The organism is Calyptranema fuscum S582 (assembly GCF_055793305.1).
In genome coordinates this window covers 292,773-307,879 of sequence record NZ_JBSLYH010000001.1, presented here as the reverse complement: position 1 = coordinate 307,879, position 15,107 = coordinate 292,773, and the positions used below count along the sequence as shown (strand labels likewise).

Annotated in this window: 15 protein-coding genes and 1 riboswitch; of the genes, 10 read left to right on the top strand and 5 right to left on the bottom strand. The window is 49.0% G+C overall.

Features of this window, described 5'->3' with window-relative positions; genetic code table 11:
• Positions 1–290 precede the first annotated feature (290 nt).
• The 5 genes from ACR6Z4_RS01220 to ACR6Z4_RS01200 all read right to left on the bottom strand — a co-directional run bounded on the left by ACR6Z4_RS01220 (position 291) and on the right by ACR6Z4_RS01200 (position 5,143).
• On the bottom strand, positions 291–1,622 hold the full coding sequence (locus ACR6Z4_RS01220; RefSeq protein ID WP_479715375.1) for a class I SAM-dependent methyltransferase: 1,332 nt from the start codon (positions 1,620–1,622) through the stop codon (positions 291–293).
• A gap of 4 nt (positions 1,623–1,626) precedes the next feature.
• Positions 1,627–2,448, bottom strand: coding sequence for an acyl-CoA desaturase (locus ACR6Z4_RS01215; protein WP_479715374.1), 822 nt, complete (start codon positions 2,446–2,448; stop codon positions 1,627–1,629).
• Positions 2,445–2,900: a hypothetical protein gene (locus ACR6Z4_RS01210; RefSeq protein WP_479715373.1), complete on the bottom strand. Its 456-nt coding sequence runs from the start codon at positions 2,898–2,900 to the stop codon at positions 2,445–2,447. The genes ACR6Z4_RS01215 and ACR6Z4_RS01210 overlap by 4 nt, the downstream gene beginning before the upstream one ends.
• A complete protein-coding gene (locus ACR6Z4_RS01205; protein ID WP_479715446.1) occupies positions 2,884–3,873 on the bottom strand; it encodes a methyltransferase domain-containing protein in 990 nt (329 codons plus the stop codon). Before ACR6Z4_RS01205 ends, ACR6Z4_RS01210 begins: the two co-directional genes overlap by 17 nt.
• Positions 3,874–4,000: 127 nt before the next feature.
• Positions 4,001–5,143, bottom strand: a complete 1,143-nt coding sequence (locus ACR6Z4_RS01200) for a fatty acid desaturase (RefSeq protein WP_479715372.1) — start codon at positions 5,141–5,143, stop codon at positions 4,001–4,003.
• 349 nt (positions 5,144–5,492) lie between these two features.
• Between ACR6Z4_RS01200 and ACR6Z4_RS01195 the strand changes: the two genes are divergently transcribed.
• From ACR6Z4_RS01195 to ACR6Z4_RS01150, 10 genes are all read left to right on the top strand, one after another.
• Positions 5,493–5,684: a hypothetical protein gene (locus ACR6Z4_RS01195; RefSeq protein WP_479715371.1), complete on the top strand. Its 192-nt coding sequence runs from the start codon at positions 5,493–5,495 to the stop codon at positions 5,682–5,684.
• A 22-nt stretch (positions 5,685–5,706) separates the two neighbouring features.
• A riboswitch (cobalamin riboswitch) is annotated at positions 5,707–5,903 on the bottom strand.
• 293 nt (positions 5,904–6,196) lie between these two features.
• The gene (locus ACR6Z4_RS01190; RefSeq protein ID WP_479715370.1) at positions 6,197–6,403 is read left to right on the top strand and encodes a YgaP family membrane protein; all 207 of its coding nucleotides are present in this window, start codon (positions 6,197–6,199) and stop codon (positions 6,401–6,403) included.
• A gap of 51 nt (positions 6,404–6,454) precedes the next feature.
• A complete protein-coding gene (locus tag ACR6Z4_RS01185) occupies positions 6,455–7,780 on the top strand; it encodes an NAD(P)/FAD-dependent oxidoreductase (protein WP_479715369.1) in 1,326 nt (441 codons plus the stop codon).
• Positions 7,781–7,940: 160 nt separating this feature from the next.
• Positions 7,941–8,387 carry a MamS/MamX family magnetosome protein gene (locus ACR6Z4_RS01180; RefSeq protein WP_479715368.1) on the top strand — a complete coding sequence of 149 codons (447 nt, stop codon included), beginning with the start codon at positions 7,941–7,943 and terminating at the stop codon, positions 8,385–8,387.
• A 242-nt stretch (positions 8,388–8,629) separates the two neighbouring features.
• The gene (locus ACR6Z4_RS01175; protein WP_479715445.1) at positions 8,630–8,935 is read left to right on the top strand and encodes an ArsR/SmtB family transcription factor; all 306 of its coding nucleotides are present in this window, start codon (positions 8,630–8,632) and stop codon (positions 8,933–8,935) included.
• A 3-nt stretch (positions 8,936–8,938) separates the two neighbouring features.
• The gene (locus ACR6Z4_RS01170) at positions 8,939–9,481 is read left to right on the top strand and encodes a DUF3122 domain-containing protein (RefSeq protein WP_479715367.1); all 543 of its coding nucleotides are present in this window, start codon (positions 8,939–8,941) and stop codon (positions 9,479–9,481) included.
• 66 nt (positions 9,482–9,547) lie between these two features.
• On the top strand, positions 9,548–9,943 hold the full coding sequence (locus tag ACR6Z4_RS01165) for an SCP-2 sterol transfer family protein (protein WP_479715366.1): 396 nt from the start codon (positions 9,548–9,550) through the stop codon (positions 9,941–9,943).
• Positions 9,944–9,955: 12 nt separating this feature from the next.
• Positions 9,956–10,297: a rhodanese-like domain-containing protein gene (locus ACR6Z4_RS01160; RefSeq protein ID WP_479715365.1), complete on the top strand. Its 342-nt coding sequence runs from the start codon at positions 9,956–9,958 to the stop codon at positions 10,295–10,297.
• A gap of 13 nt (positions 10,298–10,310) precedes the next feature.
• On the top strand, positions 10,311–11,606 hold the full coding sequence (locus ACR6Z4_RS01155; protein ID WP_479715364.1) for an efflux RND transporter periplasmic adaptor subunit: 1,296 nt from the start codon (positions 10,311–10,313) through the stop codon (positions 11,604–11,606).
• 111 nt (positions 11,607–11,717) lie between these two features.
• Positions 11,718–15,056, top strand: coding sequence for an efflux RND transporter permease subunit (locus ACR6Z4_RS01150; RefSeq protein WP_479715363.1), 3,339 nt, complete (start codon positions 11,718–11,720; stop codon positions 15,054–15,056).
• Positions 15,057–15,107: the final 51 nt, after the last annotated feature.

The window sequence follows — 15,107 nt, the reverse complement described above, 5'->3', positions numbered from 1 at the left end:
CTATTGAATCGTTGGGAGGGGCGAACGGCCGTTCGCCCGTACAACAAATCACCGATGTTATTTAATTTTCACTCCTAAGTTATTGTGAGAAATATGAAAAAAAGGTGGGCATTGCCCACCTTCCTGAAGATTGATAGAGAGCTTTGAGATATCCAGCTCCCTTAAAAGTCATAGCTGCGAGGCAAATTCATGCCAGGATTTAGCCATGCCTATTCATGCTTATTATGAGAGCCGCGCTTTGCGCGGCTCTCATAAACCAAATCGGGGCTTATTGACGTGTGAAGCTCAATTTACTGGGGATTAATCGTGAAATGGAGCGGAACATCCAATCGCCATTGTTTACCCTTGTAAAACAACAGTTGATAGACATGTAACCCCCCATAGCGAAAGGATGCTTCAAATGATTGCAGGTAAAGGTACCACATCCGCAGAAAACGCTCGTCATAGGTAGGGTCGAGGGCAGCGATCGCACTGCGATCGCGGGTGAAGTTTTCTGCCCACCGTTTTAGCGTTTCAGCATAGTGGGGTTTGAGATTTTCACAATGGGCAACGGGTAATTTGGCTGCCCACAGCTCTTGGGTTAATTCATGCAGCTGAGGGGCATACCCGCCGGGAAAAATATATTTATCGACCCAGGCTCCATTGCGCTCTTTGCTCTGAGTGGCGATCGTATGCAATAGCCCGATGCCAGTGGGGGTTAAAAGCTCGGCGGCTTTTTGCATGAAGGTCGCAAAGTTTCCTTTGCCAACATGTTCAAACATACCGATGCTGACAAATTTGTCATATTGCCCTGTAACCTCGCGGTAATCAGCAATGATGATTTTAATGCGATCGCTCAACCCACGCTGTTCAATGCGCTCTTGTGCGAGCTTGGCTTGCTCGACACTCAGCGTAATTCCGGTACCGCAGACGCCATACCGTTCGGCAGCATAGATCAACATGCCGCCCCAACCACAGCCGATATCAATCAGCGTTTCGCCAGGCTGTAACGCCAGTTTTTGGCAAATCAACTCATACTTTTGCAGTTGCATTTGCTCTAACGAATCTGACTCGTTCAGACGATACCCACACGAATAGGTCATCGTCGGGTCGAGAAAGTGCTGATAAAAATCGTTGCCCAAGTCGTAGTGATGTTGTACATTCTTACGGCTATTTTGAATCAGCAGGGGAACGGTTCGCAGTCGTTGACTGATAACTTTGAGCGCAAGGGCAAGCGTAATCTTGTCGCGAGCTTTGGCGTAGACATTACTACGATAAAACAAGCCAATCAGCTCTATCAGGTTGTTATTGGCTTCGTCCCACCACCCTTCCATATACGCTTCACAGAACCCCAGAGTGCCAAACGCCAGAATTCGGTCGTAGGTATTCGGGTTGTGAATGATCAAATGCAAGGGTGAAGCAGAACCGACATTGCCAAAGTGAAAGACCTTGCCCGCTGGATTGGTCACCGTCAGATCCCCCGCTTCAATCAGACTAAACAGCTGATAGAGGTAGCGTTCTCCATCGGGCAGTTGGCTAAGGCGATCGCTCAAAGCAAGGTCTTGAGAACCCTTACCATTGCCCAATGTCTCGGTTGCCGATTGATCGGACGTACTTTGCTCAGATCTATCCAGTCGCACCATGGGTTCAACTCTCCGAATTCAAGGTTGGATGTGTTGTTTTGACGTTGGTTGCCAGTCCCAGTTTCTCTAACAGTTGAATGGTTAACCAAACAGCATCGACTTCCCACCACCGCCAGCCAAATCGAGCGCAAGACTGGACGGCATGGTGATTGTTATGCCAACCTTCGCCAAATGTCAAGATTGCTACCCACCAACAGTTAGTCGAGCGATCGTCTACATCATAGTTGCGATAGCCAAACGTGTGGCAGGCACTATTGACAAAACAAGTGCTGTGAAATCCGACCAGCAAGCGAACAAAAATTCCCCAGACAACAAAGGGGATACCACCGAGGGCATAGAGTAAAACAGCTAAAACGACTTGTAGTTCAATATAGTGCTTGTGGCAAAACACATAAAATGGATCATCGGCAATGTCTTTATTAAAGCGTTTGAGCTGTTTACTGGCAGGCACTTCGTGCATCAGCCAACTTATATGGCTCCACCAAAACCCCTTGGTTGAATCATGGGGATCATCAGCGCGATCGGAATATAAGTGGTGCATGCGGTGGTAGCCCACCCAGCCTTTGACACCCCCTTGACCGGCTAACGTGCCACATAAAATAAAGAAATATTCTAACCACTTGGGGACTTTAAAACTGCGATGGGTTGCCAGTCGATGAAAGCCAAGGGAAACGCCCAGTCCGATCGTGAGCCAGTGCAGAATTAGGGCAACCCCAACGGCTGACCAACTAAAATTAGCGGGAATAAATGCGAATAATGCCCCTACATGAAGTGCCAGCGTAAACGCAATGACATTCCAACGAGGGCGAGGCGGATTGAGACTCATGAGTGCTTCCTTGGGGTAGTTAAATCAGGCTGAAATTCCGCCCAACGTTGCTGTACTTGTGTGTAACAGTCGGCAGGGGCGATCGCCATGTTTTGCAGTAGGTTGATATCCACTGCACCGTTACCCATGACCAGAACCACCATCGCATGAGTGGGGTCATAAGTGGCGATCGCATTCAACAATGCCACCCCTGCTTCTTGCATGAGTGCAAGACTGTGCAGATAGGGTGTGACCTGCGCCGATGGAATGAATGTCCGCCTAAATGCGACGGCATCAACACTCCAATCGATCGAGGGAGGAATAGCATCTACGACGTCGCAAACGACCATTCCCCGCCCCTGAGTCATATAACCGACCCAGGCAGTGTATCCTACCATCAAAATATTGTGATGAATAAAGCGGTTTTGCCAGTAGCCAAAGTGTCCCTGCCAGAGTTCAGTGCGCATTCGCATTGGCTTCCTCTTGCAACAGATGGGCAGTTTTGACGTGGTTGCGAATGGCACGAAACATGCCGAATCGACAAAGACCTGTGCCAAATGCCAATCGCATTAACAAAATTGTGGGCACTTCTCGTAAGGATTTGAGCAAGCCCGATAGACCAAACTGCACTAAACCTCTGGGGCGAATGATCCCTTGCCAGATGGAATCGAGCCAGGATGGCAGTGTTTCGGCTGTCCAATCTGCGGTCGTTACAGTGCCTGCAACCCAACCCGTGGCTTCTAGCAATTCTGCAAACCCTTCAATACTGGAGAAAGCAGGATGAGACCACTGATCTAGCAGTTGTCGCATGACGGGTTTCTCCCAACGATTCAACGGTTTTTGGCGATCGTCTCGCTGGTTCCAATCTGCCACCACCAGTACCCCGTTGGGCTTGAGGACACGCATCAGCTCTCGGGCGAAGATAGCCTTGTTGGGCATATGCGGTCCCGCTTCAACCGACCAGACCACATCAAAACTGGCATCTGGGAACGATAGCGCCATAGCATCATCGACCAAAAACCGTACCGTTAAACCGGCAGGGGTGAGTTGCTGCGCCCGGTTGACTTGCTGAGGACTAATGGTAATGCCAGTGACGGCAAAGCCATAGTCTCGTGCCAAAATGCGGCTACTGCCCCCGATCCCGCAGCCCACATCCAAAACGGTGGTGCCAGGGGGTAAGCGGTCTAAACCTCCCCACTGCACCATTTCATGGACAAAGTCGGCTTTAGCGGCTAAAAATCCTTTGTGTCGGGGTGGCGAACCGTAATGCCCCAGGTGAATATGTTCACCCCAATAAAATTCTAAAATGCCGTCTTCTGTCCATTCGTCATATGAATGGGCAACAGAATCAGACGATTGATAACGGCGAGCGCTGATCAGATAGAGTGCAACCCCTCCTATCAGAAGTGTCAATAGAATGCCCGATATAACAAAAAATAAAGTTATCAAGATTAAGCCTCAACATTTTTGACAATTGCTCGTTCCATTTCGGCCCGATTGCAGCAGCACAGCTGATCAATAGAGGGGTTGAAAAAAAGCCTTTGTCCCCTTTTTATCTGCCTTAAGTGCTGTTTTAATAGGCATTTGTTGGGTCTGGAAAACTTGGGTTTGGATCCAGAACAATGGATTGGGCAGCTTGACGAAATGCTGCGATCGATACTAAACGATTTGAGGTGGTGTCCCACAAAATAAATTTAAAACAATCAGGAATGTCTGCCATTCGTAAGGTTTTTGAGTTAGCCAGTAAATGAATATTTTTATTGTGGCAGGCTTCGAGGTTGTAATTAGGTATTCTTTCGGAAAGATGATGAATATTGTGGTAACCAATGTCGGCAGCAAACCATTTGAAAACGGTGGGTAGCTCTAGATAACTGCTCCCCTCGATTGCGCCCGTTAAATAGCTCCAGCCTTCTGTTTTGTGGGCGTAAGAGTTGTCAAAGTTATGTTGGACAAAGAAGACGCAAATAAAGATAGCTGCCGCACACGTTAGCGTAATGAAGTAAACGCTAAAGAAGAACTGAAAGCCGAGTAAAGAACTGAGAAAAATCCAACTGCCAACCACACAAATATTGTTAAACAGCAGATCCCAAAACTCACCGGCTGTATACCAATTTTTAGATTTGTATGAGGAAATAATCTCAGCGAAGCCGATTTTTGGATCTCGCGTCCAGGTCGCCAAGAGATGGCGGATGAACCCGCAGATTCCTAAAATCAGCGCCAGTCTGGGTTTAATCGCAAGATAGAAAAATCCGCCCGGAAAAATCATCAGGGGATGCCGTAGCCGTTCATACCGTTTTTGGGCAGAGGGGCTGAGGTTGGCAAAGTCTTCGGTTGAGATCAGTGCCGCAGGTCCGCGATAGCGCTCCCAGTCGCCATTGGTTTTATGGTGGTAGGCATGACCTCTTGACCAGGGATATTGGGGGATCGCGTTGATCACACCCAACATAAAACCGACAATTCGGTTGACTCGTCTGGAACGGAACAGCGAATAGTGTCCGCAATCGTGCATTAACGAAAAGCATCGTCCTGAAAAGAGTGCCATCAAGATCAGGATGGGTGGCAATAATGCAGTGGAAACAGATGCCGCTTTGACGGCTAAAACCCACAAAAGAACGTAGGGAACAACGGTATTGAGAATTTGATAAGTGGCGCGTAAGTCGTTGCTCTTCATGTAAGGAGTCAAGACAAAGTCTGACTTTTTAACCATTGTTTCCATTCAATCCAACTCTCGGGTGAAAAACCTCGACACAATCAGCCATATCATTAGGAATAGCAGGGGATAGGAACGCCTCTCCATACGAGAGTTTTGCCCCTGAACTTTAGACTTGTAAGGAGGCTTTCTGGGTCAAAGGGCATGGTGAAATTGAGGTTGGGGGTGCCACCTCTGCGGCATCTGCTCTAAACAGATGCTATTTAGATCAAACGAGGCGATCGCCCTATTTGATTCGCGGTAAAAATCTCTAGAACCTCGGTAACCGTTAGATTCTGCGTTCTCAGGGATAGATGGACAGGCAACATGGGGTTGGGGTAGATAGCAACGCCTCGCGATCATGCAGTTCCTAACCATGCGCTGGGTTCATTGGCTGACACTCGACCCTGTTTCCGACAAAAGCTGTATATCGAAACAAGGATTCAAGGGACGCAATGATGCCATTGGCATGACCCAGGGCAATTGGGCAATATTGCCACCTCCTAGTGGTCACCAACGTGCCTCACTCCCGTGCCGGGTTGCCACTTACAAAAACAGTCAGACATAATCTGTACCTCGCAGATATCGAAGAACATCAACACAGATCGGCGGGCATCCTGACTTCAGTAGAGGGCTGAGTTGCGAATTGGATTGGCTGACATAACATCCAAAACTGATGCCTCATCCCCTTCTTTCACAGTTGCGGGACAGCGCCGGATTTGCACCAGACTTTCCCCCTTACCTCTGACGGCTGCTCCCCATCAGAACCGATGTCGTCCTATAGATTAACATGCCTGAACAGAAGTGGCGAAGCGCCGTTAGTTTGCCACGGGCTCACGCTCGATTTCATACCGTCAGATCATAATTAAACCTTCTGGGGAGAGGGCAGCTTCGCTGCCCTCTCCCCAGAAGCTTATTCCAGTGATGTTTATGAGGATCCTTGGGATCGACTATTAAATCAGAATCCGAAAAATTCGATCGACATGTAAAGGTTTTGCAATATTTCGAATTATTAACTATATGACTGTATAGTAGTATAATGATTTTATTGATTCTTGGGATGGTGCAATGCTGAAGCCGATGAATAGTCGTAAGCAGACCTGGACCCAGCACCAGTGGGTTCGGTTCGTTGCCGGCAGCATGGTACTGATCAGCTTGTCTCTGGCACTCATTCATATCAACTGGCTGTTCCTCACGGCGTTTGTGGGCTTGAATCTGCTGCAATCAGCGTTTACCAACTGGTGTCCGTTGATCATGGTGTTGAAAAAGATGGGAGTCAGAGAGTAAGGAAAGGGTTCTTTAAAGCTCAACGTTCAAACACATTTAGGAGTCGCAATTATGGCTCATGTTGTAGTCATTGGAGCTGGATTGGGAGGGCTTCCCGCTGCTTATGAACTAAGGCATGTGTTGCCTAAAAAACATCAGGTAACGCTGATTTCTAATCAACCCAAGTTCACGTTTGTTCCGTCCCTTCCCTGGATTGGGCTGGGGTTGCGATCGCTCAATCGGATTCAACTAGAACTTGCTAAAATCGTTCCGCAGCATGGGATTGAGTTAATTCTTGATGCAGTGACGGCGATCGATCCTAGAGCTAAAAAAATTACGCTGAAGGATCGAACCCTGGACTACGACTATGTTGTGATTGCAACGGGTCCGGAACTCGCACTGGATGCTTTACCGGGGTTAGGCCCTGAAACTGGCTATACCCAATCGGTGTGCAATCCCCATCATGCGGTATTGGCGTGTCAAGCCTGGCAGCAGTTTTTAGAAGATCCCGGTCCCATTATCGTAGGAGCAGCTCCCGGAGCCAGTTGTTTTGGGCCTGCCTATGAGTTTGCCTTGCTGGCTAATCATGCGTTGCATCAAAAGGGACTGCGGGATACGAGAATCCATCATTCTCGCGATCGCGCTCCCATTACCCTTGTCACGCCAGAGCCATATGCCGGACATCTGGGAATTGGTGGTATGGCAAACTCACGCTGGTTGATTCGAGCCATGCTTGCCGATCGGCATATTGAGGTGATGGATAACACCGCGATCGCTCGGATTGAATCAGACACCATGTACTTGGCAGATGGACGCAGTTTGCCGTTCAAATATGCCATGATTCTGCCGCCGTTCCGGGGACCCAAATTTCTCCGGGAAGCACCAGGTTTGACCGATGCCAAAGGGTTTGTACCCGTGTTGCCCACCTACCGCCATCCTGATTTTGACTCTGTTTATGCTGTTGGGGTGGTCACTCAACTGAAACCGATTGAACCTACTCCCATTCCGATTGGGGTGCCCAAAGTGGGGCAAATGACAGAGGAAATGGTAATCAGCGTTGCCCATAATATTGCCCTGGAATTGGGTGTGATTTCGGGTCAGTCGATCAAACCGACCTTACAGGCGATTTGTTTTGCTGACTTTGGAGACACAGGCGCATTATTTTTGGCAGATCCATTGCTCCCCGATGCTGAAGGTCGTCGCCATCGTGCTTTTACTACCAAAGGACTCTGGGTATCGTGGGCAAAGACGGCGTTTGAGAAATACTTCATGGATAAGATGCGGGTCGGTTGGCCCATGCCCTGGTTTGAGCGCGTTGGACTGCGAGCCATCGGTCTCCCCCTGGTGGAGCCGTTATCAGAGGAGACTCGTTTGGATATGAGTCGTCCACTGGTTTAACCAGTCACGCCCTGCTTGATGACGTGCATGCTTGATGACGTTGAGCATTAATTAGGGTCAGTCGAGCCTTTGAAATATTCTCGGATGCGGATGGATGGGGATTGAACCCAATCAAAACCTCGATTTAGATCTTAGATCACAGGAGGGAATCATGAAAAAAATGAGTCTTCTTGTTTTGTTTCCTGCCGTACTTGGTCTGCTGTTTGTTCCGGCTGCATTGGCTCAAAGGGGGATGAATGGCAGAGATAACATCGGCTGTGGCAGACAGAATTATGGGCAACGGATATATGATCCCGGCAGGATCGAAACTGTTTCGGGGGAGGTGATTGGGATAGACGACTCAACGTCCTTGGGTGGCAGGTCTGCGGGTGTGCATGTGCAATTAGAAACAGCAGATGCGATCATCCCAGTTCATCTCGGTCCAGCATGGTATCTCGATCATCAAGCGGTTGTGATTACTCAAGGGGACCAGATTGAGGTGACTGGCTCAAGGGTAACCCTTGCGGGAGAAGTGGTGATTGTTGCCGCTGAAGTCCGCAAAGGCGATCAAATTTTAATCTTACGAGATCAAGCTGGTATTCCAGTATGGAGTGGTTGGAGCAGATAAGAGTAGAGCCGTCATCCAATAGTGAAGAAACGTCATCATCTAACTTACTAGAGGTTTCAACCAGATGAAACCCAGATACTCAATTGATCTGAAGATTTATAGTCGTGCATTTGTCTTGAGTGTAATTGCATTCATCACGACTATCATTCATCTCATACTTGACTGGCGTGCTTTGCGAGGTGTTCTTCACTACTTAATCAGTGTCCATCGCCATTCCAACCTATTGGAGTGAAGCAAGTGATATGGAAATTGTCTTCAACCCTGGCGAAGCAGAGATCCTTGCCAATCGATTTAAGATTTTGGCAGAACCCACCCGATTGCAAATTCTGGCAGCGTTATGTCATCAAGAACGTAGCGTACAAGAAATATGCGATCGCACAGGCTTACTTCAGGGCAATGTTTCTAAACACCTTCGCCTGATGAAAGATGCTGGAGTCGTAGCCTGTCGCCGAGAAGGGGTGTGGCGATATTACCGGGTGATTGATACAGAGTTGCTGACCTTATGTGCTCATGTGCGTCAATCACCCTCTAATCCATCGGGAGAATGAGATATGGGATGTCAAATTCGGCAGTTTTTTGCAAGATTATTGTTGATTGGTGCGATCGCACTGGCGATTTTACTGGCGTTAGGGCTATGGCATCCTGCTATGGCAACAGCCGCCATTCGACAATTAGAAGAAGCCCCTGGACAAATTGTTTATCAGTCTCGCCAAACCCTGCACGATCAACATCGTTCTAGTTGGCAAACAATTGCCTTCAAACGGGTGCGGGCGGATGGCAAGACCAGTTTTGCATTACGATTGGTGGGCTTTCCGGGCGAGGTAGACATCGATCGCGCTCAACCCCTGACCCTAACGACGTCATTGGGTAAAACGCTAACAGCAACAGATGCTTCCAGCGATCTGTTTACAGAAACCGCAACCCCCGAACCCAATGTCGGTCAATATGACCTGCAACCGTTGCTGCCCCAATTGCAAGCCGAGATTCCTTTGAATTTATCATTACCTACGCTTCAAGGTGAAGCTATCCGACTGGCGGTTCCCCCGTCATTGGTTGAGGAATGGCAAACGGTTGCTAATTCTGGCGATCGCTAAAGTCAATCCGATCAGTGATTGATTCATACTAACCCGTACGATTTGAAATGTATTGAGGAGAAACGAATGGCAGATTTATTTTCACCCGCATGGATGCAAGCCTTTGGTGAACAATGGAATGCTGAACCCGAGCTGGCTGATGCCCTTGCTAAAATTCAGTTTAATTCGGTGATTGGCTATGGGTTTGAATCTGATGACGATCCAACTGGAGTGCTGACGGTTGAATCAGGACGGGTAGTATCTGCGGGTGCTTACACCGGACAAAAATTGAATTGGGATTTACGTGCTGATCTAGAGCACTGGCAACAGTGGAAAGCAAAAGGCTTGAACATGATGGGCTTGAGTATGGCGTATGTCAGCCGCAAGCTGCAATTTCGAGTTGGCGATTATACTGCCATGATTAAAGATCCCCGGATGGCGGGTCCCTTTATTAAATCCTTTTCCGTGATGAGCAGAGTTTAAGTAGGATCATTCATGAAAACGAAATCAACCAAGAAGCCATCAACTAACCCCATCCTGCTTACCCCTAATCAATTAAAATCTCGCCAGAAACAACTGGTGATCATTGATGTCCGGGGTTGGTTGGAATATTGGATGGGACACATTCCAGGTGCGCAACGATTGTCTCAAAATCGCATTCTCAAAGACATTCCTAAAGATCAAGCGATCGCCATTACGTGTCTGTCAGGGCATCGTAGTGCGATCGCCGCACAATGGTTAGTCACTCAGGGCTACCGTCAGGTTTACAACCTGCAAGGTGGTTTGATGGCATGGCAAAGTGCTGGATATTTAGTGCAGCGAGGCAATCGCCCTTAACGGGAGAAGAACTATGACTCACACGACTTCGGATCAATCGCTGGACGGCTCGGTGGTACAAAAACAATCAGGCTTGCCCGGTCTAACCCGCAAAAGCTGGGGATTCTTGCTGGGTGGTGCATTGTTGCTGGCAGGAGGAGCTTGGGGGGGCATTCAACTCATCCGTTCACCCCATGCTTCTGAACCTGTGCTTGCTCCAGCGATCGCCGTAGAAACGCTGGCTCTGCGTTCCCATGCGATTGCGAACACCCTGGAGCTTTCGGGCACCATTCGCCCCGTCGATCAAGCAACCCTGTCCACACGGGTGATGGGACGGATTACCCAACTGTCGGTCGAATCGGGCGATCGCTTTCAGAAAGGCGATATCCTGGCTCGCATTGATGTCATGGATATGACTGCTCAAACCAGTCAAGCCCAGTCGGGTGTGGCTCAGGCGCAAGCAGAAGTAGCTCGTTCTCGGGCTACGTTGAATCAATTGGAGTTTCAAAAACTAGAAGCACAAGCTGCCCTACGATTGGCACGACTCAATCAGTCGCGGATGGCAGAACTGCAAGGGGAAGGAGCCGTAGCCCAGTCTCGTTTGGATGAAGCGAATACCGCTCTTGATGAAGCCAATGCTCGGGTTGCTCAAACCGAAGCAGGGATTCAACAAGCTCAGGCGGCGATCGCTCAGTCGCAGGCAGCCGTGAATCAAGCCCAATCAGGGGTGGCTTCAGCCTCCGTGAATGAAAGCTATGGCAGTGTGATTGCTCCGTTTGATGGGGTTGTGGTGCAGAAACTTGCCTACGAAGGTGAGATGGCAGCTCCCGGCATGGCACTGTTGCAGGTCGAAAATCCCAACAATCTTCAGTTAGAGATCGCGGTTCCGGAGGAAAACTTACGATTGGTACAAGTCGGTCAGACGGTGCAGGTTCGGGTGGATGCGGTAGATCAAACGTTGACTGCTACGATTCAACAAATTGTACCGACCGCAGATCCGAACTCTCGTAGTTTCCTGATCAAAATTCCGCTGAATAATTCAGGTCGGTTGATTTCTGGAATGTTTGGACGAATTGCCTTACCGCGCGGCACGCAAGATGGCATTGCGATTCCCACGACTGCCCTGATTCAACGGGGGCAACTACAAGGGGTTTATGTGGTGCAAACCAATGCCTCTCAGCAATCAATGGCGGTTTTGCGTTGGGTGAAAACGGGCAAAGTTCAGGATGGGCAGATTGAAATAGTCTCGGGGCTAGCAGCAGGCGATCGCATCGTCACTAGCAATTTGGCTCAACTGAGCGATGGTCAACCGATCTCGATTCATCGTTAAATTCATCATTGAATTCATCATTAAATTTATCATTGATTCATTGGCGACCCCATCTCAAACCATATAACCTCCCTTCCGCTTTGGGATGGATGATGTAGGATGCACCCAGGTATGAATAATCTAGACAATCCTCAGCGATCGCCCCAACTCCACAAACTGGGCTTTGTTGGCAACCTTGCCAAGCAATTTATTGATTCTAAGTTGACACCCTTGATTATCCTGGTGGCTTTGCTACTGGGCATTGGGGCAACTCTGGTGCTGCCACGGGAAGAGGAACCGCAAATTACCGTACCGATGGCAGATGTGTTTGTGCAAATGCCGGGAGCCTCTGCCAAGGATGTAGAACAACGGGTAACCGCACCCATGGAGAAGTTAATTAAAGAACTTCCGGGTGTGGAATATGTTTACTCCACATCACGTCCAGGTTCGTCGCTGGTGATTGTGCGATTTTTAGTTGGACAAAATACCGAAGATTCTATTGTCCAGCTTTATAACAAGCTCTATGCCAACTTTGATAAAATTCCGCCCGGTGTTTCACAACCGTTAATTAAGTCGAGGTCAATTGATGATGTCCCTGTGCTTACCCTGACGTTATGGGGAGAGCACAGCACAGGGGCAGAATTACGCCAAATTGCAGCGCAATTAGACGAACAAATCAAACAGATTCCCGACGTCTCTGAAACAACCCTGATTGGCGGACAAAAGCGACAATTGCGAGTCGATCTAGACCCAACGCGGCTGAATGCCTATGGTCTGACCCCCTTAGCCATATCACATGCGTTTCAATCTCAAAATACTGAACTTGCCAGTGGTGCTTTCAATCAAAACAATCAATCATTTCTGGTCAGAACCCAGAGCTTTGTGCGATCGGCAGAAGAGGCTCAAGGGCTAGTCGTTGCTGTCGCTAACAATCAACCTGTTTATCTGCGAGATGTGGCAACTGTAACGGATGGCTCAGAAGAACCGGCAAGCTATGTCTTTTTTGGACAGGGTAAGTCAGGTATTGAATCTCACAGCAATAAGGAAACAGAAATCCCGCAAACCCTGGGTGAAACGGAAGCAGTAACGATCGCGATCGCCAAACGTTCGGGAGCTAATGCCATTCAAGTTTCGCATCGAGTGCTGCATAAGCTGGAGCAAATTAAGCGCAACTACATCCCCAGTACCGTTAATCTCACCGTCACGCGAGACTATGGGGAAACGGCAGCAGAACGGTCGAATGAACTGCTGTTTCATATGTTGATTGCCGTCGGTTCTGTGACGCTGCTGATGTGGTTTGTCATGGGCAAAAAAGAGGCGATGGTGGTGGCAGTGTCGATTCCTGTCACCTTATCTCTGACCCTGGCTAGCTTTGTTTTCTATGACTTCACACTCAATCGCGTTACCTTCTTCGCCCTGATTTTCTCGATTGGGATTCTGGTGGATGATGCGATCGTTGTGGTCGAAAATGTGGGGCGACATTTGCAATTACCCGAAAATAAAACTCGTTTGCAACTGTCTACGAATCGTCGTCGCACGCTGCAACAAATCGTGCTGGAAGCCGTGGATGAAGTCGGCAATCCCACCATTCTGGCAACGTTGGCGGTGATTGCGGCGATCCTGCCGATGGCGTTTGTGGGCGGCTTGATGGGACCCTATATGTTGCCCATTCCGTTGGGTGCCTCTGCTGCCATGATCTTTTCGGCACTGGTTGCTTTCATCGTGGTGCCCTGGACAACCATGCGAGTGTTCAGTGGGGCAAGTCACGCTACCCATGATCATGGGGAAGATGCTTTGAGTCGGTTGTATCGGCAGTTTATGTATCCCCTGGTGCATTACCCCCGGCGAGGCACCACGTTTCTGGTAGCTACGGTGTTGGGGTTGGTTTTGATGGTTGGGGGGCTGGCAGGATTGCGATTGGTGATTCTGAAAATGCTACCGTTTGACAACAAGAGCGAGTTGCAAGTGGTGGTGAATATGCCCGAAGGCACAACCCTGGAGCAGACTGCCAGAGCGACGCGAGAAATGGGAGACTACCTCGCCACGGTTCCTGAAGTGATCCACTATCAAAGCTATGTTGGCACCGCTTCGCCCTATAACTTCAATGGTCTGGTGCGGCACTACTTTTTGCGATCAGGTGCGAATGTTGCGGATATTCAAGTAAACTTTTTGCCCAAGGGCGAAAGACATCGCCAGAGCCATGAGATTGCCAAAGCGATTCGTCCCAAGCTTAAGGAAATTGCCGATCGCTACAGTGCTCGGATGCAGGTCGCTGAAATTCCACCCGGTCCTCCTGTCTTGCAAACCCTGGTGACGGAAGTGTATGGACCTGATTATCAAGGGCAGATTGACCTGGCTACCCAAATTCGCCAGCTTTACCAGTCAACCGATGGGGTGGTGGATGTAGATTGGTATGTGGAAGCGCCCCAAACCGATTATCGATTGGTGATTGATCGCGAAAAAGCTGCATTGAATGGGATCAGTCCTACTCAAATTTCAGACGTCTTGCAAATGGCACTTTCAGGTCAGAATGTGGGTCTATTGCATGATGAAAATGCGCGTGAAGATGTCGCCATCAATTTGCGTTTCAATCCGTCGAGTCGTACCAGTCTGGAGGATCTAAAATCCCTCAATATCAATGGAGCGAATGGTAATTTAGTCCCCTTGAGTGCGCTGGTAAAAACCGAAACGGCGATCGCTGATACTAGTATTTACCACAAAAATCTCCAGCCAGTTGTGTACGTTCTGGGTGATGTGTCTGGCAGAGTGGAAAGTGCTGTCTATGCCATGTTGAATCTACAACCGCAGATCGACAAACTTGAGCCATCGCCGGGAGCAAAAATTCAAACTTACCTTACCCAACAGCCCACGACTACAGAGACGTATGCCATCAAGTGGGATGGTGAATGGCAAGTCACCTATGAAGTTTTTCGAGATCTGGGGATCGCATTTGCCGTGGTGCTGGTGCTGATTTATGCCCTGGTGGTGGGCTGGTTCCAGTCATTTACCACACCGTTAGTGATTATGGCAGCCATTCCGTTTTCACTGGTTGGCATTATGCCAGCTCACTGGTTGATGGGATCATTCTTCACGGCTACCTCCATGATTGGCTTCATCGCTGGTGCTGGAATTGTCGTGCGTAACTCGATCATTTTGGTAGATTTTATTGAATTACGCTTGAAGGAAGGTATGCCGCTCGAAGAAGCGGTGATTGATGCCGGAGCTGTGCGCTTTCGACCCATGCTTCTGACAGCGGCAGCAGTGGTGGTGGGTTCTGCTATCATCCTGGCTGACCCTATCTTCCAAGGATTGGCGATCTCGTTGATGGCAGGTGAAGTTGCATCGTTGCTATTGTCGCGATCGGCAGTGCCGATTTTGTATTACAAACTCTGGCGCAATCGCAAGGGAAAATTAGAGCATACGACGTCGGCTAACGACACCGATCAGCCGATTGTTGAACTCCGAGGTTGATGTCATAAGAATCTTTAACGATAGCAATTCATAATGACGTGAAGTCCACAG